Here is a 25,118-nt window from a genome sequence, read left to right on the forward strand (position 1 = left end):
ATTGAACGGGGCTTTTTCGTCTTCGCTAGATCGCCCGAAGGGTGGCATCAGTTATTCCATGGGCGCGACACACGCTCTCAGGGGCTGGATCATCCAGGCCGTCTGGGGTGGTCAGTTTTAGCTGATTCTGTATCACGCTCCATGCAATATCGGCAGATGCATTAACGTTCCATTTGAAGTGGAGAACGCTTGGTTTTCCATCCAGAACGTAGCGAACCTCGTAATCGATGAATTCGGGCAAAGCCTCGACAGAAACCGAAAGGCGTTTGCCGAGCGCAGCCAAAGCCTTCTCGATAGCCTCCATCTTCGAGGTGTGCAGGAAGTCGACCAAGCGATCGCCTTGGGTCTGGGCCAAGCCCAGCAGGCGGCATAGATCGGCCTTACGCATATCGCGCGCCATCATCTCGTTCCACAGCACGATCTTCGCCACAGTCACCGCTGGCAGTCGCACGACGTGCTGGCCTGGTGCGGGCTCGGACGCGGCAGGAATGGCGCGACGCTGATCAACGTAGATCGACAGCGCAGTTTCGATACCGTCCACGGATTCACGCAGCGCATCGGCGACATCGTCCCCGGCACTGTTGAACTCTGGAAGGTCCGGCGCGGTTACCGCCACCCCTGGGTTTTCGTCCTCGTGAATGATCACGGGATAGTCATACATGGTGCAGCCCTCTCTGTAGGCGAGATGATCTAAGCGAGTGAGCTGGGGGCTCATTCAAGCCCCAGCTGTTTGATGATTCCTTTGCGGGTTGGCTCTTTCATTTCCTTGGAGCCGTGGTCCGCAAAGACCGTTTGCTTGCCGTTTGGGGCGGTGACTTTGAAGTGGCTACCTTTGCCGGCTTCGAAGGTCACCCCGTGGGCCTTCAACCATCGTCTGAACTCGCTGTATTTCATCACCTCGCCTCGTTGTTTGGATGAGTCCATTCTACCACGATTTTGTGGTAATACAACATTTTTGTGTTATTTGTTCGGAGTGACCTTTATGGCAGAACCAGCGAGCACTGCCGCCAGCGTAGTGCTGGTCAAGTACGGTGTGGTCATGGCTGCTTTCATCGGTTCGATCCTGTCCCTGGGTTTCTTGAAGGACCTGACGCGAGGGCAGGCGGCAACCGCTGTAGCTACCGGCTTCGGGTTTTCGGTGTACCTGACCCAGCCCGTAACCCTCTGGCTGGCCCCCAAGCTTGACTTGGGGGTGAATGATGACCTGCTGTGTGGCGTGGCTTTCGTGCTTGGCCTTACGGCAATGAACATCATCCCGGCCATCAAAGCAGTCATAGGGGCATTCCCTGCGACGCGAGGTGCCTGATATGAACAACATCCTGGGTTCAGCGCTGACCGCTCTGGACGTGTTCCTGTGCGTTCTGGTGGTGGCTGCAGCGTGTGACTACCTGCGCAAGGTCCGCCCGGCTGACCAGCCCCTGCTGAGCATCGCCTTCTACCTGGTTGCCATCGGCGGGTTCGGTGCATTCGCTACCGCCCTGCAGGGGCAATGGGTAAATCCATTCGGTGTGATGCTTCATGCCGGCGTGGTGGCCTATGCCTGGGCCCGTCGCGGGCACGTCTTCGGCTGATCCGCGCCACAAAATAGCAGTGCGCCGTTTCGTGGCGCGAACCTAAGACTGGTCGTTCAGCAACTTCTCGATACCGTGCAGCTTGTATGAAAGCTCCATCTCCACCTCGAAAAGCCCTCTCGACCAAAGCTCACTGCGTGGATTGGTGTCTGTTCGCATGTGGAAGTTCGCTGAGGTGCTTCTGACTGCCGGACCAAAGTAGCATCGTTCGAGATCTGTTCTCTCAGCCTTGCGCCGGGAAAGCGTCTCATGTTTTGCAGCTTCCTTGATCTCGGCTTTCAGTGTTACAAGCCTTGATTTCAGGTGTTCAATACTGCTTGCAGAAAGCCTCGACTTGTCAGAAGCGTCACTGATCAGGCTTCGGGCTTCGTCGTGCCATCGCTGCAGCTCATCTCTGATCGCGGCAGCCTCGTGTCGGTCAATATCCATGTGGTCTCCTGGGGCGAAGTAGTAGTGCCGCAGGTAGGCGCGGCACAATCCGTGCGGATGGCGGTAGGCTGATGCTTAGCCCCAAGTCTGAAGCCACTTGCTGTAATGGCTGGCCATCACCGACTTAATCGCCTCCCCCGAAACGCGATAAGTCCCGACTTTGTCAGCGAGCGGGAGTACCCCGTCTTGCCCGATGACCACGATGAATGAACCATCGGCGTTTTGCGGCATTGTTCCCATATGGGCAAGGTTTGGTGCGTACCCGCCGCCTATCAAAAAGTTGGTAAGCGAGTCGTTCATTTTTTGAGCACGGTCAATTTCCGGTCTGGAGGCGCGGTGTGACTGGCCAAGGACCAGGCGCGCTGCAAAAAACTCAGCGGTGATCTCGATCATTTTTTCGTCAGGTGTTTGCCGTGTGATGTCGGTCATGGGCCTTTCGGCTCCTTAGGTCGTAAAACGCTCACAATTACCGGGAAACAGACATATTTCAATAGGTAGGTAGCCTTGTCTGCGAAGCAACCCGACTGGGAGGCGATCGAAAGCGCCAACCAATCAGGTTCGACTGTTTGCCTATTGGACGATCTGCTGGAATAGGCATGGCCCTACAGGCTGTCCGTAGGCCGCGCACCCTGCGTAGATGTCTGCTAACCCTTGAACAAAGCTACCAGCAATAAGACCCAGCACTGCGGCAATGACGACATATGCCCAAACGCGGTCAGAAGGCATTGGCTGACGCTTCATCCACAAGTCCATGCATCGCGCCCCGTAGAAGAGGAAGTAGAGAGCGATCATTGCAGCTACGCCGGCAGCGGAGTAGGCGCCAAAAGTAAAAATACTCAGGGGTTTCAAAAATTCCATGCACATCTCCTTTTGTTAAGTGCCTGTCGATTGAATCACCACGCGCACGCAGGCGCTATTCAACATGGTGCAGTTACTACTTGCACCGGTGGAGACCAGCAGGATGAACAGGCCATTACCGACGATAGATTTGCTCGACTCAGTGTGGCTCACGCTCCAGCCAGCATCTGATGTATGGGGGTGGATACAGCGCGAGATCCTGGCCGAGACCGGCAGCATCCACAACGAAGACCACGCTCACCTGATCGACGCCAACATCGGCGTGCTTTGGGCATCCTCTGGATTCACCAAGAAGGGAAGGGTGGTGCTAGGCCAGGCCGAGCAGGTCATGTTCCGCGCCGGTGGCTGGCAGAAGGCTCGCCAAGAGCAGCAGATTCGGGACTGGTTCGGCGATGTGCCGGAATACCTGATCACCCTTGCCGCTGACTACTGCGCACAATGCACCGACGCGGAGTTCTGCGCCCTGGTCGAGCACGAGCTTTACCACATAGCCCAGGCGACCGATCAGTACGGCGCGCCCAAGTTCACCCAAGAAGGTCTCCCTAAGTTACAGATGCGCGGGCACGACGTTGAAGAGTTCGTCGGTGTGGTTCGCCGCTATGGAGCAGGGGAAGACGTTCAGCAGCTGATTGAAGCTGCAAGCCGGCCGCCTGAGGTGGCCAAGATCAACATTTCGAGGGCCTGCGGAACCTGTCTGCTCAAGTCTGCCTGACCTTTGACAGACCTAAGACGGAATTGAACCTATGGCGGCCCTGAGCAACGAGGTGAAAGCCTTTATCGTTCAGGCCCTGGCCTGTTTCGATACCCCAGCACAGGTGGCGACCTCTGTCCGAGAAGAATTCGGCATAGAGGTGAGCCGCCAGCAGTGCGAGTCCCATGACCCGACCAAGAGTGCAGGTCGAGACTTGGCCAAGCGCTGGCGGATCCTGTTCGAAGACACGCGCAAGCGGTTCCGTGAAGAGACATCTGAGATCCCGATTGCCAACCGGGCATTCCGGCTCCGAGCGCTGGGAAGGATGGCCGAGAAGGCTGAGTCCATGAAGAATATGGCCCTGACTGCCCAATTGCTGGAGCAGGCGGCCAAAGAGGTCGGCGATGTTTACGTGAATCGCCAGACCAAGAACGAAAACCCCCACGACAACGTGCCGCCCACTCGGGTGCAGGTAGACGTGGTGGATGCGAGGAAGCCTGATGCCGTCACTTAACGTGCCCCAGGCTAACTTCCTCCGGATGGAGAACAAGTTCCGTGGCTTCGTGGCTGGGTTTGGCTCGGGCAAGACCTGGGTAGGCTGCGCCGCGCTGTGCAAGCACGTGTGGGAGTGGCCTCGGATCGACTCCGGCTACTTCGCCCCTACCTACCCGCAGATCCGCGACATCTTCTTCCCGACGATCGAGGAGGTCGCCTTCGACTGGGGCCTGAAGGTCAAGACGAAGGAGAGCGACAAAGAGGTCGAGTTCTACAGCGGCGGTCAGTACCGCAGCACGACCATCTGCCGCTCGATGGAGAAGCCGCAAACCATCGTGGGTTTCAAGATCGGGCACGCTCTGGTCGACGAGCTCGATGTTCTGCCAGCGCTGAAGGCCGAGCACGCCTGGCGCAAGATCATTGCCCGGATGCGCTACAACGTGCCCGGGCTGAAGAACGGCGTTGATGTGACCACCACCCCCGAGGGATTCAAGTTCGTCTATCAGCAGTTCGTGAAGCAGCTGCGCGAGAAGCCAGCCCTACAGGGCATGTACGGCTTGGTACAGGCCAGCACGTTCGACAACGAGCTGAACCTGCCCCCGGACTACATCCCGTCGCTGATGGAGTCATACCCGGCCCAGTTGATCCTGGCGTACCTGAATGGCCAGTTCGTCAACCTGAACGCGGGCTCGATCTACCACGCCTACGACCGGAAGCTGAATTCCTGTTTCGACACGGTCGAGCCGGGCGAGCCCTTGTTCATCGGCATGGACTTCAACGTCGGCAAGATGGCTGCGATCACGCACGTGAAGCGCGCAGACGGCAAACCCAGGGCGGTTGATGAGTTGATCGATGGCTTTGATACCCCTGACATGATCCGGCGCATCAAGGAGCGCTACTGGCGGCACAACGGCAAGGACTTCGAGAAAACCTGCGAAATCAGGATCTACCCGGATGCCTCGGGCGGCTCCCGTAAGTCGGTCAATGCCAGCGAGACCGATATCGCAATCCTTCGCCAGGCCGGCTTCGGCGTGATCGCTCCCGACGCCAACCCGCCAGTGAAAGACCGCATCAACGCCATGAACGCGATGTTCTGCAACGCGAATGGCGAGCGCCGCTACCTGATCAATCCGCTGCGCTGCCCGACCTATGCGGATGGCTTGGAGCAGCAGGTGTGGGCAGCCAACGGCGAGCCCGACAAGAAATCCGGCGTGGACCACGCGAACGACGCTGGCGGCTACTTCATCCACCACGACTACCCGATCAGCAGGCCGGTCACTCACGTGCCGATCTCGTTCACTTTCTGAGGCCATCCATGCCTAATTTCCTCCCCCGGGCAGAGTACTCGGAGGCCTTGCCCGGCTGGCAGCTGGTCAAGCGCTGCGTGGCTGGCGCCCGAGAGGTGCGCAAGCACGATATCTATCTGCCGATGCCGGACCCGGAGAACAAATCACCGGAGAACCATGCGCGGTACAAGCAGTACAAGAAGCGGGCGATGTTCCTGAACATTACCGGGTGCACGCGCACCGGCCTGCTGGGTGCGGTGTTCCGCAAGACTGCCGAGCTACAGTTGCCTGCTGGGGTCGAGTACCTCAAGGAAAACGCCAGCGGCGACGGCACGAGCTTGGAACAGCTTTCGAAGGAAGCGGTAGGCGAATGCCTGGATGCCGGCCGTGGTGGGTTCCTGGTGGACTTCCCGGCAGTTGAGGGCGTTTCCTCGATGGCCGACATGAAAGGCCGAAGCGCGCTGATTCACCACTACGGTGCCGAGTCGATCATCGACTGGAACGAGCAGGTGATTGATGGCGTGAAGCGTCTTGTCTATGTCTGCTTGCTGGAGAGCGTGTCCGAGTTCAGTGCAGAGAGCCTGGAGCGGACCATGGGCACCCAGTTCCGAGTGCTGCTGCTGGTTGATGGCCGCTACGTCCAGCGCGTTTATACCGAAGACGGCAATTCCTACACCGAGGTCGCGCCTCTCGACAAGAACGGCCGCCCCTTTGATCACATCCTGTTCAGCTTCTACGGCGCCCAGAACAACGACGCCAGCGTCGACAAGTCGCCCCTGGAAGACCTGGCCGACGTCAACATCCTGCACTACGGTAACAGCGCCACGGTGGAGGAGAGCGGGTTTATCAGCAGCCAGCCTACCCTGTTCATTACGACCGACATCAGCGCAGATGAGTTCGCCAAGCTGAACCCGAACGGCATGCATATCGGCTCGACTCGCGGCTACAACCTCGGGAAGAGCGGTACCGCAAACCTAGTCCAGGCAACCGAGAGCCAGCTGGCTCGGACGCTGCTGAAGGACAAGGAAGAGCAGATGCTGATGATCGGCGCTCGCATCGTCCAGAAGGCGGGCGGCGCCGAGACCGCCGAGGCGGTGCGCATCCGCTACAGCTCGGACAACAGTGTGCTGGGCACCATCGCCGGCAACGTGTCTGAGGCCCTGAAGCGGGCCATTCTCGATGCTGAGCGCTTCATGATGGGCGAGCCGGACGAGGCTGGGACGGTGTTCTGGCTCAACCAGTCGTTCTTCGACGAGACCATGACCGCCCAGGACATCATTGCCCAGATCCAGCTGTGGCAGCAGGGCTTCATCGCCAAGAAGGATGTGCGCGTCAATCTGCGCCAGGGCGGCGTGCTTGAAGCTGACCGTACCGACGAGCTGATCGACGAGGACTTGGCCCAGCAGCCGCCAGTGACTGGCAACGACACCGGAGGCGGGGAGGATGAGCAGTGACGGCTACCTGTCCGACGCAGCGACCCGCCACCAGGTGTACGTCCAGCGCTATGCCGGGGGGAGCCTAAAGCGCCTGGCCAAGTTCATCACCAAGGCCATCAGTACCGCCAAATCGCGCGTATCCGATGGATTGAGCCGGTACGGCACCCAACGGTACGAGAAGCAGATCAAAGAGCTACAGGGCGATCTGGCGGGCGTGTACGGCGAGATGAAGCAACAGGCCGTCCTGGACCTGACTGAATTCGGTGGCTACGAGGCCGAATTCAATATGACCCTGCTTGGGAAGGTCGTGAAGGCGGTCGTGCAATTGAACAGGCCGAACATCGTGCAGGTTGCCGCAGCGGCGCTGGCTGACCCTCTCGACCTGGAGGTCGGCAAGGGCCGGCAGCGCATTAGCATCAACGGCGCGCTCGACCAGTACGGCACCAAGAAGAGCGCTGAGATCATCAGCGAGATCCGAATGGGTTCCGCGCTGGGCGAGACGTCCGACCAGATCAGTCGCCGGCTGACGTCACTGGGCGTCCAGCAGCGCGATCAGGCTCAGGCCCTGGTCAACACCATGACCAACCACATCGCCACCACGGCGCGCGTCGAAGTGCTCAAGGACAACGACGACATTCTCAAGGGGATGCGCCGGATCGCCACCCTGGACAGTCGGACCACATTGTTCTGCATGAGCATCGACCAGACGGTCATCCCGCTGGATGGGCCGAAGCCGCCGTATCACTGGCGGTGCCGGACCACGGTCATCCCTGTGCTGAAAGACGAATTCACCCGGGAGATTCCTGGCTCCACCCGGTCCTCAGTCGGCCCTGATGGCGTTGAGCAAGTGAGCAGTAAGATCAGCTACGGCGAATGGCTGGCAGGGCAGCCGGCAGCGTTCCAAGAGGATGTGCTTGGCCCCGCCAGGTACAAGCTGTTCAGAAAAGGGGGGCTCACCATCGACCGTTTTGTCGACGACGATGGGAAGCCCCTTACTTTGGCTCAACTGCGTGATCGCGAACCGCTGGCGTTCTTGCGATCGGACGGGTGACTTACTGGCCTGGCTCCTTAACAAGCCAGAAGTAGGTCGGGATTGGGTCGGTCGCTGAAGGCTTGCCTGCAAGGTACGCCTCGCCAGCTTCTGCATCAAAGTCCAGAGCGTTGACCGGCCTGTAGAAGTCGAACTTCCGCTTGGTCCGCTTGAAGATGCCGGTCTTGACCAGAGCATCTACGACCTCCTTTGTTGCCTGCATGGTGTTCCGGTACGGGGAGTCCTTGCTCAAGAAGTAGCGGCGGATCAGCGGATCAAGACCGCCGGAAAACTGAGCGTCGAACCGCTCTAGGGCCTGGGTCCTAGCATTCACCGGAAGGCTTTCCCGGTACTGCTCTAGGTTCTGTGCGCGGTCATCGTCGGCGCCCATGGATACGGTTGCTTGACGCAGGCAGTAATCGACAAGGCGAACCAAGTCGATGCACTCGCCGGACGCCTCCGGCAAATCAATGTAGCGGTCATCCCTTATCAAGGGGGGGGGCAGTGTTTCTGCCAGTGGGTGGTTGGCCATAAGGACCTCGAATTGATGGTATGGGAGGACAGCGAAGGCGGGCTTTCCGTTGCTGTCGTTAATGAGCTGAACGCTCAGTTCTTGGGTCATGGTGATTTCCTCTTTTCATTTCCCAACTGAAATATACGAAAAACATGAAGCCGATTCAAGGCTTCAAATCAAAACCGCAGGCAGGGCCTGCTCAACGTCTCTGGGAGACAGCAATGACCTTGAAATTTCAACTGGACAGCCTCGACGGCGTCGACGAATCCATCCAGGCCCTGTACGTCGAGAAGGACGGCAAGTTCGTTCTCGGCATTGATGGGCTTCCGCAGCAGGAAGACGTCACCGGCCTGAAGGCCAAGGTGGAAGAACTGTTGGGTGAGAAGAAGGCCGCCGAGAAGGCTCGTCGCGAGGCCGAAGAGAAGGCGCGCACCGAGGCAGAAGAGGCCGCCCGCAAAGCCGGCGACGTCGAGGGCCTGGAGAAGTCCTGGTCCGAGAAGTTCGCCCGCCGCGAAGCTGAGCTGACCGCCCAACTCGAAAGCACCAACAGTACCCTGCAAGGCCAGATCCGGGATCTGACCGTAGGGCGCACCGCGACCGAGATCGCTACCACCCTGGCTGTTCCAGGCAGCGCCAAGGCATTGCTTCCCCACATCGAACGCCGGCTGAGCGTCGAGCAGCGTGATGGTAAACCTACCGTCGTCGTGCTTGACGCCGCCGGCAAGCTCTCGGCGGCAACGCTGGATGAGCTGAAAGCAGAATTCACCAACGATCCGGCCTTCGGTCCACTGATCGCTGGCAGCAAGGCATCCGGTGGCGGGGCCGGGGGTGCTGGAAAAGGCGGCGGGGCCGCAAGAGGCAACATCGGCGGCACCAAAGAGGAGCGCACGGCGGCATTGGCCAGCCGGTTCCCAGACCTTCCATTGAAATAAGGAAATACACCCATGTCCCTGTCGCAAATGCAGGTTTTCAACGAATACATCATGCCGGCGACCATCGAGACGTTGGACCAGATGCTCGTTGCGTTCAACGCCGCCAGCCGCGGCGCCATCGTGCTGTCCCCGGACGGCTTCACCGGCGACTTCCTGCAAGAGTCGTTCTTCCAGACCCTGGCCGCCGCCCAGCGCCGCGTGGACCGCTACGCTGCGAACGGCACCGCACCGATCACCGACCTGACCGAGCTGAAAAACACCTCGGTGAAGGTTGCTGGTGGTTTCGGCCCGATCCGCTACGAGCCTTCGCAGATGACTTGGCTGGAGCGCCCGACCGCCCAAGGCATCGAGGTCGCATCCCGGGCATTTGCCGAGATCCTGCTGAAGGACCAGCTGAACACCGCAATCGCCGCCCTGGTCGCAGCGATCACTGCCCAGGCCGCTGCCGTCAACGATGTGTCGGCCACCGCCGGCATCACCTACGCCGGCCTCAACAACGCGCACGCGAAATTCGGTGATGCGAGCCAGAATCTGGTCACCCAGGTGATGCAGGGCACCACCTACCACAAGCTGGTCGGTCAGAACTTGGCCAACCAGCAGCAGCTGTTCCAGGCCGGCAACGTCCGCGTGATCGACATTCTGGGCAAGGTCTCGGTTGTGACCGATGCCCCGGCGCTGATGCAGGACGGCACTCCGGACAAGGAAATCATCCTGTCCCTGGTCCAGGGTGCGGCTCTGGTGCACGACGGTCGCGACATCATCAGCAACGTCCAGACCACCAACGGCAAAGAGCGGATCGAAACCACACTGCAGACCGACTACAGCTTCGGTCTGGGCCTCAAGGGCTACACCTGGGATGTGACCGCCGGCGGCAAGTCCCCAACCGATGCCGAACTGGCAACCGGCACCAACTGGGACAAGACCGCCACCAGCATCAAGCACACCGCCGGTGTCGCTCTGATCGGTGACGCTTCCAAGTAACCCTGATGGTGGGCTGGGCCTACGGCCTGGCCCGCTGAGGACGTGAGCATGAGCAAAAACAACATCTGGTACTTGGCGGGGCCGTTCCACCAGTATCAGGAGAACGTGAAGGCACTGGCTAAGGAAGCCGGCTTGGTAATCGTTGATGCCAACGCTGCTACCAGTCGCAAGGGCGAGGCCAAAGACGTGCCTGAGGTGACCATTCGCCCCGAGCTGAAGGCCGTGGCTGTGGTTGTCGAGGCTGGTGGGCTGAGCCAGGACGTGGTCGATCAACTGACGGCTGAGCTGGCCGCGATTGGCGTGATCGTCGAATCGTTTGCTGAGCAGAGCCTGGATCGTCCAGAGGGCGAGCTGGGCGAAACCGCAGATCGCCTGCTTCAGGTGCTGGAAGCGGCCAATGCCGGCATCGCCAGCCTGCAGCGCGAGCGCGACGGCGAAGCCCAGAAGGTAATCGACCTGGAGCAAGAGAAGGTCGGCCTGCTGAAGCAGATCGAGGCCCTCAAAGCTGCTGCCGCCGACCCTGAGGTCGAGGCGCTGAAGGCTGCCCTGGACAAGGCCGGCGTGACTTACCGCGCCAACGCCTCGAAAGAGTCGCTCCAGAAGCAGGTCGCCGAGCTCGACAAGCAGTAACACAGGGGCTTTGGCCCAACTCATTCAAGCGGAGGCCTGATGGCTACCTACATCACTGTGGCCGACGTGGATAGCATCCTCGGGGCTGGCTGGGCGGCTGACGAGCTCAAGGAAGAGGCGGCGTTCGAGGCGAATGCCTACCTGACCGCGCTCAACCTGGTCGGCATCGACATGGACGACATTCCCGAAGACGTAAAGAAGGCCGGCGCCCGCCTGGCCAAGTGTGCGTCCCAGGGCAAGTTGTACCAGCAGCAGACCGAGGGTTCGCTTGAGGCGAAGACTGTCAAGGCTGGTTCGGTATCGACCAGCAAGACCTTCGGATCGATCGACAAGACCAGCACGGCCGCCCAGCCGGCGTGCGTGCAGTTGGCGCTGGCCCTGCTCTCGCCCTGGCGCAGTAATCCATTCGCGTTCCGAGTGTCGAGGGGGTAGGGCATGGGGCTTCGTGACGATATCCAGATCGACCTGGCCGCTGCCTTCGATGATGACCTGGCAGACGCAGTTGTGCCTTTCTCGGGGCAGTACATGGGGCCTGGCGTGTTCGATCCCGTCACCGAGACGACCACCGCTCAGCCAGTCACCTACTCCGGCCGGGGAGTGCTCGACAGCTACGACAGCCGACGCATCGACGGCGTGAACATCCTGGTGGGCGACGTGCTGCTGATCTGCCTGGCCAATGAAGTAACGGACAGGCCGGCGGTTGGCCACCAGATCGCCGCCGAAGACCTTCTCACCGGCCAGCAGGCCACGTACCGCATCGTCAGCCCTGGCATTGACCCGGCCAAGGCCCACTACGAGATCCAGCTGAGGAAGTGACCATGGCAAAGGGAAGAGGGTGGAGTACGCCGCCAAGCATGTTCGCGGGCGTAGTTGAGGAGCAGCTGAGCCAGCGCGTGCGAGTCATCGCCATGGCGCTACTCAACGAAATCGTTATTCGCTCACCGGTGGATACTGGGCGCTTCCGGGGTAACAACATCGTCAGCGTGGGTGCGCCGGTCTACACCAGCACTGTGAGCGTCGATCCAACGGGCGCAGAAACCATCCAGGCCGGCGTCCGGGCTATCACCGGCCTGGAGCCATACACGCAGGTCTTCATCCAGAACAATCTGCCGTATGCAGGCCCGCTTGAGGATGGCCATTCCAAGCAGGCGCCGGCTGGCATCTACGCGGTGTCGTTCAACGGCGTCGCCGAGGCCTACAGGACATGACCCTTGAGCAGATCCGGGCCATCGTCACTGCCCGCATGACGCAGTGGGCGGGAATTCCCGCGGCTGCCGTCGATTATCCGAATAGCCCGCAAGGACCGTTCGACCCGGCCGGAAAAGCGATCTGGGCTCGACTGGCTGATGTGCCAGGGCTTGCTGGTGCGCCAGAGGTCGGTATCGGCCCCTGCGTGCGCCGGACCGGCATCATCATCATTCAACTGTTCGTGCCCAGCTACAAGGGCACCCTGGCCATCACCAAGGCTGCCGACACGCTGGTGCAGCACTTCGAGTTCTATAGCGACCCTACCGGGCCTTTCGACTGCTACGCGGCATCGGCCAGCACTGTGGGCGACGACGGCCACGGCTGGTACCAGGTCAATGTGTCCATCCCATACAGGGCCTACTGAGAGGCAAACATGTCCAAGACAACCGTGGAGCTGCATCGCAGCTTGATCCGTGCGGCCAAGGCTGCGCTTGCCGCCTGGGAGCGCTGGCTGACATCGAAGGCGCAGAGCGATGAGTGAAAGCATGACGATCGAACAGGTTCGCGAAGAGCGCCGCCTTCTGGCCGAGCAGATCCATGGCGCTCTCAAGGCATTCAACGAGAAGACCGGGATCAGCGTCCAATACGTCAATCTCCAGTACGCGGACCTTACAGCCTTTGGCGAGGTAAGCCGGCAGCTCCTGACCTCTGTTGAGGTCGAGCTGAACATCTAAAACCCCAAATTCACCGGGCACGCTGACCAGACACGCCGAAAGGCCCCTCTGATCGCTACGCCTCCCCGGATCATTATGATCTAAGGAGGCTCCGATGAGTTCGGGAGCAAAAGTTGCAACGGCCTGGATTCGTGAAATCACACCAGGCGCTACTCCGCCAGGCCCCTGGAACGTTCTAACGCGGACCAGTTTCGGGGTCGGTCCCGCCTACAACACCGCCGAGAACAACGAGATTGGCGAAGACCGAATGTCGCAGGGCACGGCACAGACCACCGTGGATGTGGCCGGCGACGTCGGTACAAAGATGCGCTTCGGCGCGATGGACGAGTTCATGGCATCCTGCTTCGGCAAGGATTGGGACAGCAACGTCCTGACCATGGGCAACGATCGCATCAGCTTCAGCCTGGGCTACTACGCCGCGGATGTCGGCATCGCCGGCAAGGCCACCGGTGCCCAGGTCGCCACCATGAATATCCAGGTGCCGAACGACGGCGAGATCGAGGTGACCACCACCTTCGCCGCTACCGGCTGGCAGGACAAGGCCGACGACACCAACTTCGTCCTCACGCCAGTGGCTGAGGCGTTCCAGCGCCGATACGGCTTCAAAGACGTCTCTGGCCTCAAGCTCAACGGTGTCCAGGTCGGCGACAACAACGTCTGCGTCGACACCTTCAACCTGCAATTCGACAACGCCGTCCAGACCCAGCGCTGCATCGGCAACGGCAACCCATTCGCCGGCAACATCATCCCAACCATCTTCACCCCATCGGGCAGCATCACCCTGAGCTGGTCGAAGACGGCCTACGAGCTGTGGAAGAAGCAGCAGACTGGTGACGCGATCAGCTTCGAGTTCACGCTGGGCAATGCCGATGGCGCCTATGACTTCCTGATCCCCGAGATGGAGATCAGCGGGTCCTGGCCGGATGGCGGCGCCACCGACATCATCCAAGTTGAGCTGACCTACACCGCCCGCCGCGTGTCGCCGACCATCACCCGCCGCCCGGCACCACCTGCACCAAGCGGAGTGACCGTGGCCCCGGCGACTACCAGCTTGGCAGAAGGCGCGACCACCAATCTGGCCGCTACCGTCGCTCCGGCCGGCGCGACCCAGACCGTCATCTGGTCCAGCTCTGATACGGGCAAGGCCACCGTCAGCGCCTCCGGCGTCGTGACTGGTGTGGCCGCCGGCGCCGCGACCATCACGGCCACCAGCACCGTGGATGGCACCAAGAAAGGCACCGCGGCGATCACCGTCACGGCGTAACCCTTCGCTTGGCGTACCCTGCGGGGTGCGTCGGGCCTTTTACCGCAGAGGAAGAACATGGGATTCACCATTGCTCTCAAGCCCGAGCTGGACCTCCACGGCCAGCGCTGGGTCGAGTTCGCCCCGGGCGCCAAGATCCTGGTTGGCTCCGTCGCCGACCCCGTATACCGATCCCACCGCGCACTGATCAACCGACACCTGGCGGCAGTCGACTCCCAAACCGGCGTCGGCACCAAGCAGTTCAGCGTCGCGCAGATGCCCCAGTCCGAGATTGAGGTCGATGACGAGCTTTACATGGACCTGGTGGCGCACCACTTGATCAAGGGCTGGGAGGGCGTCGACGTGGCCGAACGCCCGGGCGAGCCGGCGGCGTACACTCCGGAACTGGGCAAGGCCCTGATCGAGCAGATGCCAAGCGTCTACTTCCTGGCCCTGCGCACCGGCGTCGACATCGCCAACCGCGTCGAGGAGCGCGTCAAGGAGTCGGTGGGAAAGCTCTCGCCGTCTACCGATGGGGCCGCGACTGGGCGGGCGAAGAGAACGAGAAAAAGCGCTGGAAACGCGAGCGCCTGAGCGGCGTAGGCGCGGTTCCGTCGGCCCCGGAGATTGACCCGGTCACTGACCAGCTGCTCGACGCTTACAACGCGATCAGTCGGTCCCGGCAGTACGTCGGAATGATGGCCGCCCCAGCGCCGATCACCGCAGGAATGGTCAGCGAGTACCTGGCTCAACACCCGACCGCCATCGATCGCGGAGAGCTCGAGGCCGTGGTGTTCGCCTTGGACGAAGAATTCCGCACCAGATGGGCGGATCAGAACAGCCACGACTGACGCGGCCAGTCCGCAGGAGAGGGGCATGGGCAAGACCACAACCACCATTCATCACCGGATCGATACGTTCATACTCAGCGCCGAGGAGGTCATCGCCGCACTCCGTCTGAAGTACGGCAACGACCCGTCGTTCGATCATGGAGAGATGACCCGAATGCATTTGGAAAGGATTCTTCCAGATGTTGAAGGTTACGGAGATGTCACCATCGAGTTCACTGCGGTACTGAGCTAGCTTTCCCCTTTAGCTGGGCGCTCTCGTGCGCCTCCTCCAGCTCTACAAGGCGTTGGTCGATGTCGGAAATGGCTGCTACAAGCCGATTGAAGCAATCTGCTGCAGCCTGAGCATCTGGCCGGCTTGAGCCGACGGACCTCATCGTCTGGTTGAATTTCTGAACAGCGGAATTCAACTCGTGGACGACCTTCTTACTGTTCTTCATAGGAATTCCTTTTGTGCAGACCCCAGTCCATGGGCTTTCCGGCAGCGGACCGGGGCGGTTCGTTGGGAGGCACAACGCTACTACGCCGTAGCCCAGCCCACGTACTGGCTTTCCGTCCAGGGTGGATGGGTGGACAGGGAGGGGCGAGCGCCGGTCTCAGCCGATCAGCTTTTCGATGACATGACTGAGCCCCCCATGGGCGCGGACAAACTCAGAATGGCTATGCCCCTCGGGCCCCGTCAGCTCTGAGATGGCACGTATCATTTCTATCTTGCTGTTGACTGGGATATCACTTTCAGCCACAGATCGGATTCGAATCAGGAAATTGATGTAATCGTTGATGGCCAAGTCGAGCTGGCCAATATCCGTGTGGGTGAATACGTCGGAAATCTTCCCTTCTTTTGTGGAAGGGACCCATCTTCCGTGCCGGGCAAGAAGCTCCTCATATGTCTTGTCGCCTAGATAGCATTTTGTGCCAACAAGGACGAGGTCTGAGTGCGGCGTGGTTAAGGATGGGAAGGGCAAAAAATAGTGCTCACGGTCAAACGCGCTATCGGCAGCTGGGCGCTTGACCGGCACAGCGGGAGGCTGTTGAGCCGTCTCAGATCTTTGGTCAGGAGAAATGATATGCCGATGCCCCTCAGGGCCTATAGAGCTGACGATCCTGTCGTTTTCCATGGCCTCAATGAAGCGACTTGCACGAGCGAAGCCAATTTTCAGCTCCCTCTGGACGAGCGACACAGAGGCTGTTTTGTTCCTTATTACAAGGTCAACCGCCTTGGGGTACAGGTCGTCACCAATGTCCGAAATTTTCACGGGCTGATCGATGAAGTTGTCCGCGCCCTTCGGTGAAAAAATACGCTTTAGCCAGTTCACGAAGGCAACCTACTAAGCCATTACAGGTGGAGCAAGGCTAACCCATGGCGATCATGAAATGGTAGATTGACCTCATCAACAAGGAGGGCTCATGGAACTGTTTATCATCTGGCTGGCATTGGCTGGCGTGACTGCCTATTTCGCGAAGCAGAAAGGCAGAGATCCTGTTGGCTGGTTCATCCTTGGGTTTATCTTCCCAGCAATTGGACTTATCGCTGTATGGCTGGTAAATCCGCTGGGAGTGGACAAGCAGAAGAGCATTGAGATCGCCAGGAAGTTTGGGGTCTCTTCGCTTTACCGGAAGTGCCCATTCTGCGCAGAGGTGGTGCAAAAGGAAGCCGTCAAGTGCAAGCACTGCCAATCCGACCTCGAGCCGGTCAAAGAGTGACCTGAGACCCAATGAAAATGAACCCGCAAAGCGCGGGTTTTTTTATGCCTGGAGATATTGCATGGACCAAGAATCGCGGCTAGCCGTAACGATTGACTCGCGCGGCGCGCAGCGTGACGCAGCGTCCATGAGAAGAGAGCTCGAGGCTCTTGAGTCATCTGGTAATAGTGTAGCGCCGGCAATGGACAAGGCTGGCGCATCTATCGAAGGGGCCGGGCGACGTTCTGATGCCAGTTCAAGAAAGGTCGGCGGCCTGGCTGCCGAGACTGATAAGTTACTCGGCGTCGTGGGAGGACTGGCTGCACCCTTTGCGGCCGCGTTCAGCGTTACGAAAATTGCTCAGTATTCAGAGCAGTACACCAACCTCACAAACCGCCTGAGGCTCGTGACCGAAGGAGCTGAGCAACTGGCATATGCTCAGCAATCAGTGTACGAGGTCGCCCAGAACGCCAGGCAGCCACTTGAGGCAACCGCTCAGGTTTATCAGCGCATTGCTCAGAACGGGCGCCAGCTTGGGCTAAGCTTTGCCGACGTTGCAAGCGTTACCGAGACCGTAGCCAAAACCGTTGCCCTGAGCGGGGCCAGCACGCAGGCAGCAGATGCCGCCATGGTTCAGTTCGGCCAAGCCCTAGCGTCTGGGACGCTGCGGGGGGATGAGCTGAACTCCATCCTTGAGCAAACCCCTGCACTCGCACAGGCCATCGCGCGCGGCCTTGGCGTGACTATTGGTCAGCTCCGAGCCCTTGGATCAGAAGGAAAATTGACATCCGAGGCCATCGTAAAGGCCCTGCAGGACCAGAAAGAACAGGTTGATCAGCTCAGTTCCAGCTTGAACATTACAGTTAGCCAGGCGATCACTGCCTTCAACAATTCGCTCGTCGCCACCGTGGGACGTCTGGATGAAGCCGCTGGCGCAAGTAGCCGATTAGCAACTGGTATCGCGTCCCTGGCAAGAGCCATGGATGGATTCAACTCCGGCGAGTTCCTCGACTTCTTCAGGGCTGACAAACAGACCGTCGCGGGCCTCAACGCCGAGTTGAGCGTCACGCTGTCCGGTATTCGAGATCTGCACGACGTTCGGTCCCGACTCGCAAAGGACGATCCGAGCGATACCGTTTTCTTCAAGTTCAAGTTCTACGACCGTAAGGAAATCGATGCGCAGATCGCCGAACTGGAGGGTAAGGCCGGAACCATTCGGACGATAGTGTCCAAAATGGAGAAGGCAGCGGCCGGTACCGGGTCGCAAAAGCCGCAGGGCGAGAACCCGGTGTCGCCAGTCAACGCGGAGTACGAAAAGCTCCTCGCCAACCTCAAGAAACAGGCCGCCTTACAGGGGCAAAATAGCGAGGCTGCCAAGGTTCGCTATGCCATTGAGACGGGAGAAATAGGGAAGTTGCTTCCGGAACAGGAAAAGCTGCTCCTCAAGTACGCCGAGGAAAAAGACGCAAAGGTTGCAGCTGAGAAGGCCTCGAAAGCGGCAGCCACGGCAGCCACCAAAGCCAATTCCGCTGCCTTGAAGGGCGTACCGGAGGCTATGAACACCTTCGCCAAGCTCTACGCTCAGTACGATCCAGCGGCAGAGGCGGCGCGGGCACTGACCAAGGAGCAAACCCAGCTTCAGCTTGCCCTCGACAGGGGCAAGATCAGCCAGGAGGAGTACGGCAAGGCCCTGGCCCAGGCCTCGATCAACTACGCAGCCGCGATCAAAGGCGCGCAGGGCCTGACCCAGGCGGAGCAGTACCGGGCGCAGATGGAGCGCAGGCTGGCTACTGAACGGATGGAGTATGCCGCCAAGGCTGACGCCGTAGGCATGGGGCAGAAGGATGCTGCGCGGATGCAAGAGCGCCTGCAGCTTGAGCAGGAGACCAACAACCGCATCCTCCAGTTGCAGACTGAGCTGGCGAACGCCAAGGGCGAGAAGCAGCGTCAGGACCTGCAGGCTCAGATCGACCTCGAGCGTGAGTACTTGGGCAAGCGCGTGGCGGTGCAGCGAGAAGGGTGGGCACAACTTGACCAGGCCCAATCTAGCTGGAGCGCCGGCGCGCGCGGTGCATTCCAGGACTACCTGGACAGTGCCAGAGACGTTGCTGGCCAGTCGCGCGCGTTCTTCACCAACGCCTTCAGTTCCATGGAGGACGCGGTGGCGAACTTCGCCATCTCGGGCAAGCTCTCGTTCTCGGACTTCACAAAGTCGATTCTTGCTGATATGGCCAGGATCGCCACGCGGCAGGCAGCTACTGGCATTTTTGCCAGTATCGCAGGGAGTGCGATCGGGGGGTGGTTCAGTGGCGGGGCAAACGGGCTTACATCCGGGAGCGCGGGTGAAGTTTCGTCCAAGCTAGGAGCGTCTGCCGCAGGGTACTCGACCAAGTTCGGCTTCTCGTCTGGCGGTTACACCGGCGACGGCGGCAAGTTCGAGCCAAAGGGTGTCGTTCACGGCGGCGAGTATGTGGTTCGCAAAGAGGTCGTCAGCCAGCCTGGCATGCGGGACCACCTGGACCGGCTGAACAAGAAGGGCTATGCCTCTGGCGGATACGTGTCTTCGGCACCTGGCGGGCAAGGACAGGCCCCATCGGTGACCATCAACATGCCAATGAGCATCAGCGTGCGCGACCGCAGCGATGAGGGTATGCAGCTGGATCAGCAGGCACTACAGCAAAACCTGCAGGCGCAACAGGCCCAGATGCGCGCCATCGCCGAAGATGCTATCGCCAGGTCATGGCGCCCAGGCGGCACTAGCTTCAGACAGAAAAGTGGGAGGGCGTGATGGCCATGGAAACCTTCACCTGGTGCGTGCACGCGCAGTCATCCGGGACCACGAGCTATGCCACCAGATCAAGCAGGTTTGGCGGCGGCTACGAGCAAGTGGTTGCGGATGGGCCAAACAACGTATCTGAAGAGTGGAACGTCTCTATCAGCGGTAAGGGAGCTGTCATCAAGGAGATCAAGAACTTCTTGGACCGACACGGTGGCGCCAAGTCTTTCCTCTGGACGCCACCGCTGGGCGAACTGGGAATGTACCTGGGAGGTCCCCCGAGCCTAAGCGATGGCCTGGGTGACTACTACACCCTGACCGCTACCTTTCAGCAATCATTCCATCCGTGAGGCCATATGAGCCTGATCAAAGACATCCAGTTGCTCCAGCCGGGCAGCGAGGTGCTGCTGTTTGAACTGGATGGCTCGGACTGGGGGGCTGATGTTCTGCGCTTCCACGGCCACGCCATCCCCCATACACCTGAAGAGCTGGCGGCGGCCGGCGTCAACGCAGACCAACTGCCGGCCAAGTCGATCTGGTGGCAGGGACATGAGTACGGTGCCTGGCCCATCCAGGTCGAAGGTATCGAGGCAAATTCGGACGGGACTGCGGTACGTCCAACGATCTCGGTCGGCAACGTCAACGGGCGGATCACAGCCTTGTGCCTGGCCTTCGACAACCTGCTGGAGTTCAAGCTGACAATTCGGCAGACGATGAGGCGGTACCTGGACCCGATCAACTTCCCGGGAGGCAACCCAGAGGCAGACCCGACCGAGGAAGCGATTGAGGTCTGGTACATCGACCAGAAAGTGTCGGAAAACGGCACCACCGTGTCGTGGGAGCTGGCCAGCCCCGGTGATGTCGGCGGCGAGAGCATTGGCCGACAGATGACCCAGCTGTGCCACTGGGCCATGACGAACGGCTACCGGGGGCCGAACTGCGGGTACACCGGGCCGTACTTCGACTTCGACGGCAACCGCACGGATGACCCGGCCAAGGATCAGTGCAACGGTTGTCTCGACACTGGCTGCGTGGTGCGCTTCGGCCAAGGCAACCAACTGCCCTTCGGCGGCTTCCCTGCCGTCTCCCTGATCGCCAGGAGCTGATCATGCTGAAACACATCCTTGCTGCCGTGCAGAAGCACGCTGCGGCGGAGTACCCGCGCGAGTGTTGCGGGCTAATCTTGGCCGTGGGCCGGAGGCAGGTGTACTTCCCCTGCGCGAACGTGGCAACCGAGCCGACCGAGGAGTTCCGCATTGCGCCGGAGCAGTACGCCGGCGCGGAAGACCAGGGACAGGTGATCGGCGTCGTTCACTCTCACCCGGACGCCACCAGCAGGCCTTCGCCGCGTGACCTGGCCATGTGCGAGGCCACCGGGCTGCCTTGGCACATCCTGTCCTGGCCGGAAGGTGACCTGCGGACGATCACTCCAGGCGGCAGCACGCCGCTGCTGAGACGGCCATTTGTGCATGGCGCCTGGGATTGCTGGCAGGTTTGCGCGGACTGGTATCAGCGGGAGTGGGGGTTGGAGTTTCCGGCCTACGCCCGGGAGGACGGTTGGTGGGAGCAGGCCGCCGGGCCCAACCTGTACGAGCAAGCCTATGAGGCGGCAGGCTTCTACCAGGTCGACCGACCACAGCGCGGCGACATGATCGTCATGGAGGTGGGGCGCACGTCGCACCCTAACCATGCTGGGATTTACCTGGGCGCCGACCCGCAACTACCCGGCGAGCAGGTCCAGGTGTTCGGCCAGGGTCCGTTCCTGCTGCACCACCTGTACGGAAGGCCGTCCGAGGTCATCATCTACGGCGGCCCCTGGCATGACCGGGCGCGCCTGATCCTGCGCCACAAGGAGGCCCGATGAGCACCATCGTCTATGCACCCATGACCATCATCAAGCTATCCGGATCGCTGGCCCAGAAGTTCGGGCGCACCCACCGCCGACAGATCGATAGCGGCGAGGTGTGGGAGGTATTCAAGGCCCTGAAGGCAACGCTGGAGGGGTTTGAGGCCGAGATCCAGCGCCTGGATGGAATGGGTTTGCGGTTCGCCGTGTTCCGCAACCGCAAGAACGTGGGCGCCGAAGACTTCGGTCGCGGCGGCGCGCGCGAGGTGCGCATCGTTCCGGTGATCGGCGGTAGCAAGCGCGGCGGCCTGCTACAGACAGTGGTCGGTATCGCTTTGATCGCTGCGGTTGCTATTTTCGCGCCGGCCGGCCTGGGGGCCATCGGTGCTGGCGGTGCTTGGGGTATCACTGGTGCGGTTGGCGTTTCGCTGGCCATCGGCGGCGTGATCCAGATGCTCAGCCCGCAGGCCAAGGGTCTATCGATGAGCGCGTCCCCAGAAAACAGGCCTTCCTATGCCTTCGGCAGTGCGAACAACACCACCGCCAGCGGAAACCCCGTGCCAATCTGCATCGGCGAGCGCCGGTGGGGTGGGGCGATCATTTCCGCGTCCATCTACGCCGAAGACAAGGCGTAGCCTTAGAACAGATGACAAGCCGCCTTCGGGCGGTTTTTTATGGCCCGGAGGAAAGCATGGGCGCAGCACTCCCACCTGACGTCACTGGCGCCAAAGGCGGCAGCAAGAAGACCAAGGCTTCCTACGAGGCCCCCGACAGCCTGCGGTCAACCAACATCGCCAAGATACTTCTGGCGGTGGGCGAGGGCGAGTTTGACGGCACGCCGACCGACCGCGACATCTACCTCGACAACACACCGATCATGGATGCCAGCGGCAACGTGAACTTCCCTGGCGTGAAGTGGGAGTTCCGTCGCGGCTCGGTTGAGCAGGACTACATCCAGGGTATCCCAGCGATCGAGAGTGAAACGTCTGTCGGCGTTGAATTGCGGAGCGATCAGCCGTGGACTCGCGCACTGAGCAACACTCAGCTCTCGGCAGTGCGCCTGCGCTTCGCCTGGCCGCGGCTGCTCCAGCAAAACCCAAGCAATGGCGGCACGGGTGGCTACACCATCGAGTATGCCATTGAGATCGCAACTGACGGTGGCGCTTTCGTCGAAGCGAACCGCGGGGCGGTCAGAGGAAAGACAAGCAACGGCTATCAGCGGTCGGTTCGCGTCGATCTGCCTCCGGCAACTTCCGGCTGGGTGATGCGCGCACGACGCATCACACCGAACGCGAATACCGGGACCATCGCCGACACCATGACCGTGGCGGCTTACACCGAGATCATCGACCAGAAACTGCGCTATACCAACACTGCGCTGCTCTACATCGAGTTCGACGCTGAGCAGTTCCAGAACATCCCGTCTGTGACGGTGAAGTGCAAGGCGCGCCGCTGGCCTGTGCCGACCAACTACGACCCGATTGCCCGCACCTATACCGGTACATGGGACGGTACCTTCAAGCAGGCGTGGACCAACAACCCTGCATTCGTCACCTATGGCCTGTGCGTGGAAGACCGGTTCGGCCTGGGCAAGCGCATCAAGTCGTGGATGGTCGACAAGTGGGAGATGTACCGCATAGCCCAGTACTGCGACCAGCGGGTGCCAAACGGCGTCGGAGGGCAGGAACCGCGCTTCCTGTGCGACCTGAACCTGCAGGGCAAGGCCGAGGCCTGGACGCTGCTGCGTGATCTCTCTGCCATCTACCGAGGCATGGTGTACTGGGCGCAGGGCGCGCTGTTCATGCAGGCCGACATGCCACGCGCACAGGACTTCGACTATGTGTTCACTCGCGCGAACGTCATCGATGGCGAGTTCACCTACGGCGGCGCCGAGCGCAGCACGCACTACAGCCGGGCCCTGGTCAGCTACGACAACCCCGGCAACAACTACGATACCGATGTGATTCCGGTCACCGACCTGGCGCTCCAGCGCCGGTACCAGGATCGCCCAATCGAGATCTCGGCTATTGGCTGCACCAGGGCCAGCGAGGCCCAGCGCCGCGGCAAGTGGGCGCTGCTGAGCAACAACCAGGATCGGACTGTCACCTTCAAGACTGGCATGGAGGGTCGCATCCCGCTGCCTGGCCACGTCATCCCGGTAGCCGATGAGCTGCTGTCTGGACGGCCCAATGGCGGCCGCATCGCTGCGGCGGTCGGCAAGGTCGTGACCCTGGACCGTGACACTCAGATCAAGGCCGGCGACCGCCTGATCATCAACCTGCCCAACGGCAGCGCGCAGGGCCGTACCGTGCAGTCTGTGGCCGGTCGTGCTGTGACCGTGACCACGGCCTATTCGGTCCAGCCGGAGCCGGAACTACAGTGGGCCATCGACGCCGACGACCTGGCCATCCAGCTGTTTCGCGTCCTGAAGACTGCGCGCACTGCAGAGGGCGAGTACGAGATCACCGGGTTGGAGTTCAATCCGAGCAAGTTTGCAGCGATCGACACCGGCGCCAAGCTGGAAGAGCGCCCGATCAGCGTCATCCCGGTGACCACTGTTCCGCCGCCGGCGAGCGTCACCCTGACCTCGGACTACGCGATCAGCCAGGGCCTGGCTGTCAGCACGATGACCATTTCCTGGCCTGCGGTGGAAGGGGCCGTGGGATACGACGTCGAGTGGCGCAAGGACAATGGCAACTGGATCAGGCTTCAACGCACCGGCACCGCGTCAGTCGATGTGGTTGGCATCTACGCCGGTCAGTACCTCGCCCGGGTTCGCGCAGTCAGCGCGTTCGATATCTCGTCGATCTGGCGAGACTCGATACTCACCGACCTCAAGGGCAAGGAAGGCCTGCCACCGGCGGTGTCTTATCTGAACGCCTCGAGCGAGCTGTTCGCAATCGGCCTGCGCTGGGGCTTTCCGCCCGGCGCCGAGGACACACAGCGTACCGAGATCTGGTACAGCCCAAGCAATGACCTGTCGGTGGCAACCAAACTCACCGACCTGGCCTACCCGCAGCGTGACTTCATGCTGCAGGGGCTGGCTGCGGGCGTGTCGTTCTTCTTCTGGGCACGCCTCGTCGACCGCACTGGCAACATCGGGCCGTGGTATCCCGTGGGCAACGGCGTACTGGGGCAGAGCGGCATGGATGCTTCGCCGATCCTCGACCTCATTGCAGGGCAAATTGGCGAGACTGAGCTGGGCAAGGAGCTCATCGACAAGATCGATGGCCTGCAAGACCAGATCGATGCGCTGGACGGGCTCAAGGCATACGACCCAGGTGAGCCATACGTGAAAGACCAGATGGTCGTGGTCGATGGTCGGATCTACCAGGCAAAAGGCCCTGTTCCTGCCGATGCCTCGGGTGCAAATTCTCCACCGAACGCGAACCTCTGGATCGATGTTGGTCAGTCTGTGCAAGCGGCCAACGGCCTTGCACAGCAGGTGCAGACGAACAAGACCAACATCGAGACCGTCGACGGCAAGGTCACGGCGACAGCCGAGAGCCTGCAGGCTCTGCGGGCGTCTGCTCGTGACGCCGATGCCGAAGGCGATCTGGCCGGCGCGCTGCACCAGTGGGACGCGACAGCGGCATTTGCAGAGGAAGTGAAGGTCAGCGCCTCTCGCGATGAAGTCATCGTGCGCAAGACCGAGACGCTTGAAGCGACGATGAATGACACGACGGCGGCCGTGCAGACGATCAGCCAGGCCCAGGTCAATGCCGATGAAAAGGCCTCGACGATGTGGGCTGTGAAGATGCAGCTCAACTCGCAAGGCAAGTACGTTGTTGCCGGTATCGGCCTAGGCATCGAGAACGGGCCAGCGGGCCTGCAGAGCCAGTTCATCATCAATGCCGACAGGTTCGCCGTGGTCAACGACATCAACGGCACTCCCGCATCGTTTTTCGCGATCCAGGATGGGCAGACGTTTATCCAGGCAGCCTTCA

The 25,118-nt window shown here is 60.8% G+C and carries 34 protein-coding genes; 26 read left to right on the top strand and 8 right to left on the bottom strand.

What is annotated here, in order from left to right; translation table 11 throughout:
• Positions 1–25: 25 nt before the first annotated feature.
• Positions 26–661 (bottom strand): type II toxin-antitoxin system HicB family antitoxin, encoded by a 636-nt coding sequence (locus MF6396_RS03100; protein WP_338013423.1) that lies wholly within the window; start codon positions 659–661, stop codon positions 26–28.
• Between the two features lie 50 nt (positions 662–711).
• Complete coding sequence (locus MF6396_RS03105) at positions 712–894, bottom strand: type II toxin-antitoxin system HicA family toxin (RefSeq protein WP_058540473.1); 183 nt, start codon at positions 892–894, stop codon at positions 712–714.
• A gap of 88 nt (positions 895–982) precedes the next feature.
• Between MF6396_RS03105 and MF6396_RS03110 the strand changes: the two genes are divergently transcribed.
• Positions 983–1,306, top strand: coding sequence for a hypothetical protein (locus tag MF6396_RS03110; protein WP_058540472.1), 324 nt, complete (start codon positions 983–985; stop codon positions 1,304–1,306).
• 1 nt (position 1,307) lies between these two features.
• On the top strand, positions 1,308–1,571 hold the full coding sequence (locus MF6396_RS03115) for a hypothetical protein (protein WP_078479684.1): 264 nt from the start codon (positions 1,308–1,310) through the stop codon (positions 1,569–1,571).
• A 42-nt stretch (positions 1,572–1,613) separates the two neighbouring features.
• Here the strand turns inward: MF6396_RS03115 and MF6396_RS03120 are convergent, their stop codons facing one another.
• The 3 genes from MF6396_RS03120 to MF6396_RS03130 form a co-directional block, all read right to left on the bottom strand.
• A complete protein-coding gene (locus MF6396_RS03120) occupies positions 1,614–2,000 on the bottom strand; it encodes a hypothetical protein (protein WP_078479685.1) in 387 nt (128 codons plus the stop codon).
• Between the two features lie 75 nt (positions 2,001–2,075).
• Positions 2,076–2,429, bottom strand: coding sequence for a hypothetical protein (locus MF6396_RS03125; protein WP_078479686.1), 354 nt, complete (start codon positions 2,427–2,429; stop codon positions 2,076–2,078).
• 141 nt (positions 2,430–2,570) lie between these two features.
• Positions 2,571–2,858: a hypothetical protein gene (locus tag MF6396_RS03130; protein ID WP_078479687.1), complete on the bottom strand. Its 288-nt coding sequence runs from the start codon at positions 2,856–2,858 to the stop codon at positions 2,571–2,573.
• A gap of 103 nt (positions 2,859–2,961) precedes the next feature.
• Here MF6396_RS03130 and MF6396_RS03135 point away from each other — a divergent pair, with 103 nt between their 5' ends.
• Genes MF6396_RS03135 through MF6396_RS03155 form a run of 5 tightly spaced genes read left to right on the top strand, consistent with a single transcriptional unit; the run spans position 2,962 to position 7,817 of the window.
• Entirely contained in the window at positions 2,962–3,570 is a 609-nt protein-coding gene (locus tag MF6396_RS03135) for a putative metallopeptidase (RefSeq protein ID WP_078479722.1), read from the top strand.
• A gap of 31 nt (positions 3,571–3,601) precedes the next feature.
• On the top strand, positions 3,602–4,063 hold the full coding sequence (locus MF6396_RS03140; protein ID WP_078479688.1) for a DUF2280 domain-containing protein: 462 nt from the start codon (positions 3,602–3,604) through the stop codon (positions 4,061–4,063).
• Entirely contained in the window at positions 4,050–5,351 is a 1,302-nt protein-coding gene (locus MF6396_RS03145) for a terminase large subunit domain-containing protein (protein WP_078479689.1), read from the top strand. Before MF6396_RS03140 ends, MF6396_RS03145 begins: the two co-directional genes overlap by 14 nt.
• Positions 5,352–5,359: 8 nt before the next feature.
• A complete protein-coding gene (locus tag MF6396_RS03150; protein ID WP_078479690.1) occupies positions 5,360–6,784 on the top strand; it encodes a DUF4055 domain-containing protein in 1,425 nt (474 codons plus the stop codon).
• Complete coding sequence (locus MF6396_RS03155; protein ID WP_078479691.1) at positions 6,774–7,817, top strand: phage head morphogenesis protein; 1,044 nt, start codon at positions 6,774–6,776, stop codon at positions 7,815–7,817. Before MF6396_RS03150 ends, MF6396_RS03155 begins: the two co-directional genes overlap by 11 nt.
• Position 7,818: 1 nt before the next feature.
• On the opposite strand, the gene MF6396_RS03160 is transcribed toward MF6396_RS03155, so the two are convergent.
• Entirely contained in the window at positions 7,819–8,418 is a 600-nt protein-coding gene (locus MF6396_RS03160; protein ID WP_078479692.1) for a hypothetical protein, read from the bottom strand.
• A 113-nt stretch (positions 8,419–8,531) separates the two neighbouring features.
• On the opposite strand from MF6396_RS03160, the gene MF6396_RS03165 reads away from it, so the two are divergent.
• The 12 genes from MF6396_RS03165 (at position 8,532) to MF6396_RS03220 (ending at position 15,101) form a co-directional block, all read left to right on the top strand.
• Positions 8,532–9,242 (top strand): hypothetical protein, encoded by a 711-nt coding sequence (locus MF6396_RS03165; RefSeq protein WP_078479693.1) that lies wholly within the window; start codon positions 8,532–8,534, stop codon positions 9,240–9,242.
• Between the two features lie 12 nt (positions 9,243–9,254).
• Entirely contained in the window at positions 9,255–10,223 is a 969-nt protein-coding gene (locus MF6396_RS03170; RefSeq protein ID WP_078479694.1) for a major capsid protein, read from the top strand.
• A gap of 48 nt (positions 10,224–10,271) precedes the next feature.
• Entirely contained in the window at positions 10,272–10,853 is a 582-nt protein-coding gene (locus MF6396_RS03175) for a hypothetical protein (protein WP_078479695.1), read from the top strand.
• A gap of 39 nt (positions 10,854–10,892) precedes the next feature.
• Complete coding sequence (locus tag MF6396_RS03180; protein WP_078479696.1) at positions 10,893–11,285, top strand: protein singed; 393 nt, start codon at positions 10,893–10,895, stop codon at positions 11,283–11,285.
• Between the two features lie 3 nt (positions 11,286–11,288).
• The gene (locus tag MF6396_RS03185; protein WP_078479697.1) at positions 11,289–11,669 is read left to right on the top strand and encodes a glutamate 5-kinase; all 381 of its coding nucleotides are present in this window, start codon (positions 11,289–11,291) and stop codon (positions 11,667–11,669) included.
• Positions 11,670–11,671: 2 nt separating this feature from the next.
• Positions 11,672–12,061 carry a hypothetical protein gene (locus MF6396_RS03190; RefSeq protein WP_078479698.1) on the top strand — a complete coding sequence of 130 codons (390 nt, stop codon included), beginning with the start codon at positions 11,672–11,674 and terminating at the stop codon, positions 12,059–12,061.
• Entirely contained in the window at positions 12,058–12,465 is a 408-nt protein-coding gene (locus MF6396_RS03195) for a phage tail terminator-like protein (RefSeq protein WP_078479699.1), read from the top strand. The genes MF6396_RS03190 and MF6396_RS03195 overlap by 4 nt, the downstream gene beginning before the upstream one ends.
• Before the next feature lie 121 nt (positions 12,466–12,586).
• Complete coding sequence (locus MF6396_RS03200) at positions 12,587–12,775, top strand: hypothetical protein (protein WP_161493024.1); 189 nt, start codon at positions 12,587–12,589, stop codon at positions 12,773–12,775.
• A gap of 94 nt (positions 12,776–12,869) precedes the next feature.
• Entirely contained in the window at positions 12,870–14,039 is a 1,170-nt protein-coding gene (locus MF6396_RS03205; protein WP_078479701.1) for a phage tail tube protein, read from the top strand.
• A 57-nt stretch (positions 14,040–14,096) separates the two neighbouring features.
• Entirely contained in the window at positions 14,097–14,612 is a 516-nt protein-coding gene (locus MF6396_RS03210) for a hypothetical protein (protein ID WP_238596408.1), read from the top strand.
• A 101-nt stretch (positions 14,613–14,713) separates the two neighbouring features.
• Entirely contained in the window at positions 14,714–14,869 is a 156-nt protein-coding gene (locus MF6396_RS28895) for a hypothetical protein (RefSeq protein WP_202971258.1), read from the top strand.
• A gap of 25 nt (positions 14,870–14,894) precedes the next feature.
• Positions 14,895–15,101 carry a hypothetical protein gene (locus tag MF6396_RS03220; RefSeq protein WP_078479703.1) on the top strand — a complete coding sequence of 69 codons (207 nt, stop codon included), beginning with the start codon at positions 14,895–14,897 and terminating at the stop codon, positions 15,099–15,101.
• Here the strand turns inward: MF6396_RS03220 and MF6396_RS03225 are convergent.
• Both MF6396_RS03225 and MF6396_RS03230 read right to left on the bottom strand, forming a co-directional pair.
• The gene (locus MF6396_RS03225; RefSeq protein ID WP_078479704.1) at positions 15,082–15,306 is read right to left on the bottom strand and encodes a hypothetical protein; all 225 of its coding nucleotides are present in this window, start codon (positions 15,304–15,306) and stop codon (positions 15,082–15,084) included. The two genes, MF6396_RS03220 and MF6396_RS03225, sit on opposite strands and share 20 nt — an antisense overlap.
• 156 nt (positions 15,307–15,462) lie before the next feature.
• On the bottom strand, positions 15,463–16,182 hold the full coding sequence (locus MF6396_RS03230; RefSeq protein ID WP_078479705.1) for a DNA translocase FtsK: 720 nt from the start codon (positions 16,180–16,182) through the stop codon (positions 15,463–15,465).
• A 91-nt stretch (positions 16,183–16,273) separates the two neighbouring features.
• Between MF6396_RS03230 and MF6396_RS03235 the strand changes: the two genes are divergently transcribed.
• From MF6396_RS03235 to MF6396_RS03265, 7 genes are all read left to right on the top strand, one after another.
• On the top strand, positions 16,274–16,570 hold the full coding sequence (locus MF6396_RS03235) for a hypothetical protein (protein ID WP_078479706.1): 297 nt from the start codon (positions 16,274–16,276) through the stop codon (positions 16,568–16,570).
• A gap of 61 nt (positions 16,571–16,631) precedes the next feature.
• Positions 16,632–19,337 (top strand): phage tail tape measure protein, encoded by a 2,706-nt coding sequence (locus MF6396_RS03240; RefSeq protein WP_078479707.1) that lies wholly within the window; start codon positions 16,632–16,634, stop codon positions 19,335–19,337.
• Positions 19,337–19,675 (top strand): phage tail protein, encoded by a 339-nt coding sequence (locus MF6396_RS03245; RefSeq protein WP_078479708.1) that lies wholly within the window; start codon positions 19,337–19,339, stop codon positions 19,673–19,675. Before MF6396_RS03240 ends, MF6396_RS03245 begins: the two co-directional genes overlap by 1 nt.
• Before the next feature lie 6 nt (positions 19,676–19,681).
• Positions 19,682–20,431, top strand: coding sequence for a phage minor tail protein L (locus MF6396_RS03250; protein WP_078479709.1), 750 nt, complete (start codon positions 19,682–19,684; stop codon positions 20,429–20,431).
• Positions 20,432–20,433: 2 nt separating this feature from the next.
• Complete coding sequence (locus MF6396_RS03255; RefSeq protein ID WP_078479710.1) at positions 20,434–21,189, top strand: C40 family peptidase; 756 nt, start codon at positions 20,434–20,436, stop codon at positions 21,187–21,189.
• On the top strand, positions 21,186–21,806 hold the full coding sequence (locus MF6396_RS03260; RefSeq protein WP_078479711.1) for a tail assembly protein: 621 nt from the start codon (positions 21,186–21,188) through the stop codon (positions 21,804–21,806). The genes MF6396_RS03255 and MF6396_RS03260 overlap by 4 nt, the downstream gene beginning before the upstream one ends.
• Before the next feature lie 56 nt (positions 21,807–21,862).
• Positions 21,863–25,118: host specificity protein J (locus MF6396_RS03265; protein WP_078479712.1), on the top strand; the 3,256-nt coding region annotated here is incomplete at its 3' end.

The sequence above is a fragment of the Pseudomonas sp. MF6396 genome (assembly GCF_002018915.1).
Classification (GTDB): Bacteria; Pseudomonadota; Gammaproteobacteria; order Pseudomonadales; family Pseudomonadaceae; genus Aquipseudomonas; species Aquipseudomonas palmensis.

Coding starts and splice junctions, on each gene's coding strand:
- MF6396_RS03245 (WP_078479708.1), top strand. CDS start 19,337: ATGGCCATGGAAACCTTCACCTGGTGCGTGCACGCGCAGTCATCCGGG.
- MF6396_RS03200 (WP_161493024.1), top strand. CDS start 12,587: ATGACGATCGAACAGGTTCGCGAAGAGCGCCGCCTTCTGGCCGAGCAG.
- MF6396_RS03250 (WP_078479709.1), top strand. CDS start 19,682: ATGAGCCTGATCAAAGACATCCAGTTGCTCCAGCCGGGCAGCGAGGTG.
- MF6396_RS03130 (WP_078479687.1), bottom strand. CDS start 2,858: ATGGAATTTTTGAAACCCCTGAGTATTTTTACTTTTGGCGCCTACTCC.
- MF6396_RS03110 (WP_058540472.1), top strand. CDS start 983: ATGGCAGAACCAGCGAGCACTGCCGCCAGCGTAGTGCTGGTCAAGTAC.
- MF6396_RS03255 (WP_078479710.1), top strand. CDS start 20,434: ATGCTGAAACACATCCTTGCTGCCGTGCAGAAGCACGCTGCGGCGGAG.
- MF6396_RS03105 (WP_058540473.1), bottom strand. CDS start 894: ATGAAATACAGCGAGTTCAGACGATGGTTGAAGGCCCACGGGGTGACC.
- MF6396_RS03165 (WP_078479693.1), top strand. CDS start 8,532: ATGACCTTGAAATTTCAACTGGACAGCCTCGACGGCGTCGACGAATCC.
- MF6396_RS03115 (WP_078479684.1), top strand. CDS start 1,308: ATGAACAACATCCTGGGTTCAGCGCTGACCGCTCTGGACGTGTTCCTG.
- MF6396_RS03120 (WP_078479685.1), bottom strand. CDS start 2,000: ATGGATATTGACCGACACGAGGCTGCCGCGATCAGAGATGAGCTGCAG.
- MF6396_RS03210 (WP_238596408.1), top strand. CDS start 14,097: ATGGGATTCACCATTGCTCTCAAGCCCGAGCTGGACCTCCACGGCCAG.
- MF6396_RS03195 (WP_078479699.1), top strand. CDS start 12,058: ATGACCCTTGAGCAGATCCGGGCCATCGTCACTGCCCGCATGACGCAG.
- MF6396_RS03185 (WP_078479697.1), top strand. CDS start 11,289: ATGGGGCTTCGTGACGATATCCAGATCGACCTGGCCGCTGCCTTCGAT.
- MF6396_RS03175 (WP_078479695.1), top strand. CDS start 10,272: ATGAGCAAAAACAACATCTGGTACTTGGCGGGGCCGTTCCACCAGTAT.
- MF6396_RS03225 (WP_078479704.1), bottom strand. CDS start 15,306: ATGAAGAACAGTAAGAAGGTCGTCCACGAGTTGAATTCCGCTGTTCAG.
- MF6396_RS03145 (WP_078479689.1), top strand. CDS start 4,050: ATGCCGTCACTTAACGTGCCCCAGGCTAACTTCCTCCGGATGGAGAAC.
- MF6396_RS03125 (WP_078479686.1), bottom strand. CDS start 2,429: ATGACCGACATCACACGGCAAACACCTGACGAAAAAATGATCGAGATC.
- MF6396_RS03220 (WP_078479703.1), top strand. CDS start 14,895: ATGGGCAAGACCACAACCACCATTCATCACCGGATCGATACGTTCATA.
- MF6396_RS03205 (WP_078479701.1), top strand. CDS start 12,870: ATGAGTTCGGGAGCAAAAGTTGCAACGGCCTGGATTCGTGAAATCACA.
- MF6396_RS03260 (WP_078479711.1), top strand. CDS start 21,186: ATGAGCACCATCGTCTATGCACCCATGACCATCATCAAGCTATCCGGA.
- MF6396_RS28895 (WP_202971258.1), top strand. CDS start 14,714: ATGATGGCCGCCCCAGCGCCGATCACCGCAGGAATGGTCAGCGAGTAC.
- MF6396_RS03155 (WP_078479691.1), top strand. CDS start 6,774: ATGAGCAGTGACGGCTACCTGTCCGACGCAGCGACCCGCCACCAGGTG.
- MF6396_RS03100 (WP_338013423.1), bottom strand. CDS start 661: ATGTATGACTATCCCGTGATCATTCACGAGGACGAAAACCCAGGGGTG.
- MF6396_RS03235 (WP_078479706.1), top strand. CDS start 16,274: ATGGAACTGTTTATCATCTGGCTGGCATTGGCTGGCGTGACTGCCTAT.
- MF6396_RS03190 (WP_078479698.1), top strand. CDS start 11,672: ATGGCAAAGGGAAGAGGGTGGAGTACGCCGCCAAGCATGTTCGCGGGC.
- MF6396_RS03160 (WP_078479692.1), bottom strand. CDS start 8,418: ATGACCCAAGAACTGAGCGTTCAGCTCATTAACGACAGCAACGGAAAG.
- MF6396_RS03240 (WP_078479707.1), top strand. CDS start 16,632: ATGGACCAAGAATCGCGGCTAGCCGTAACGATTGACTCGCGCGGCGCG.
- MF6396_RS03150 (WP_078479690.1), top strand. CDS start 5,360: ATGCCTAATTTCCTCCCCCGGGCAGAGTACTCGGAGGCCTTGCCCGGC.
- MF6396_RS03170 (WP_078479694.1), top strand. CDS start 9,255: ATGTCCCTGTCGCAAATGCAGGTTTTCAACGAATACATCATGCCGGCG.
- MF6396_RS03135 (WP_078479722.1), top strand. CDS start 2,962: ATGAACAGGCCATTACCGACGATAGATTTGCTCGACTCAGTGTGGCTC.
- MF6396_RS03180 (WP_078479696.1), top strand. CDS start 10,893: ATGGCTACCTACATCACTGTGGCCGACGTGGATAGCATCCTCGGGGCT.
- MF6396_RS03140 (WP_078479688.1), top strand. CDS start 3,602: ATGGCGGCCCTGAGCAACGAGGTGAAAGCCTTTATCGTTCAGGCCCTG.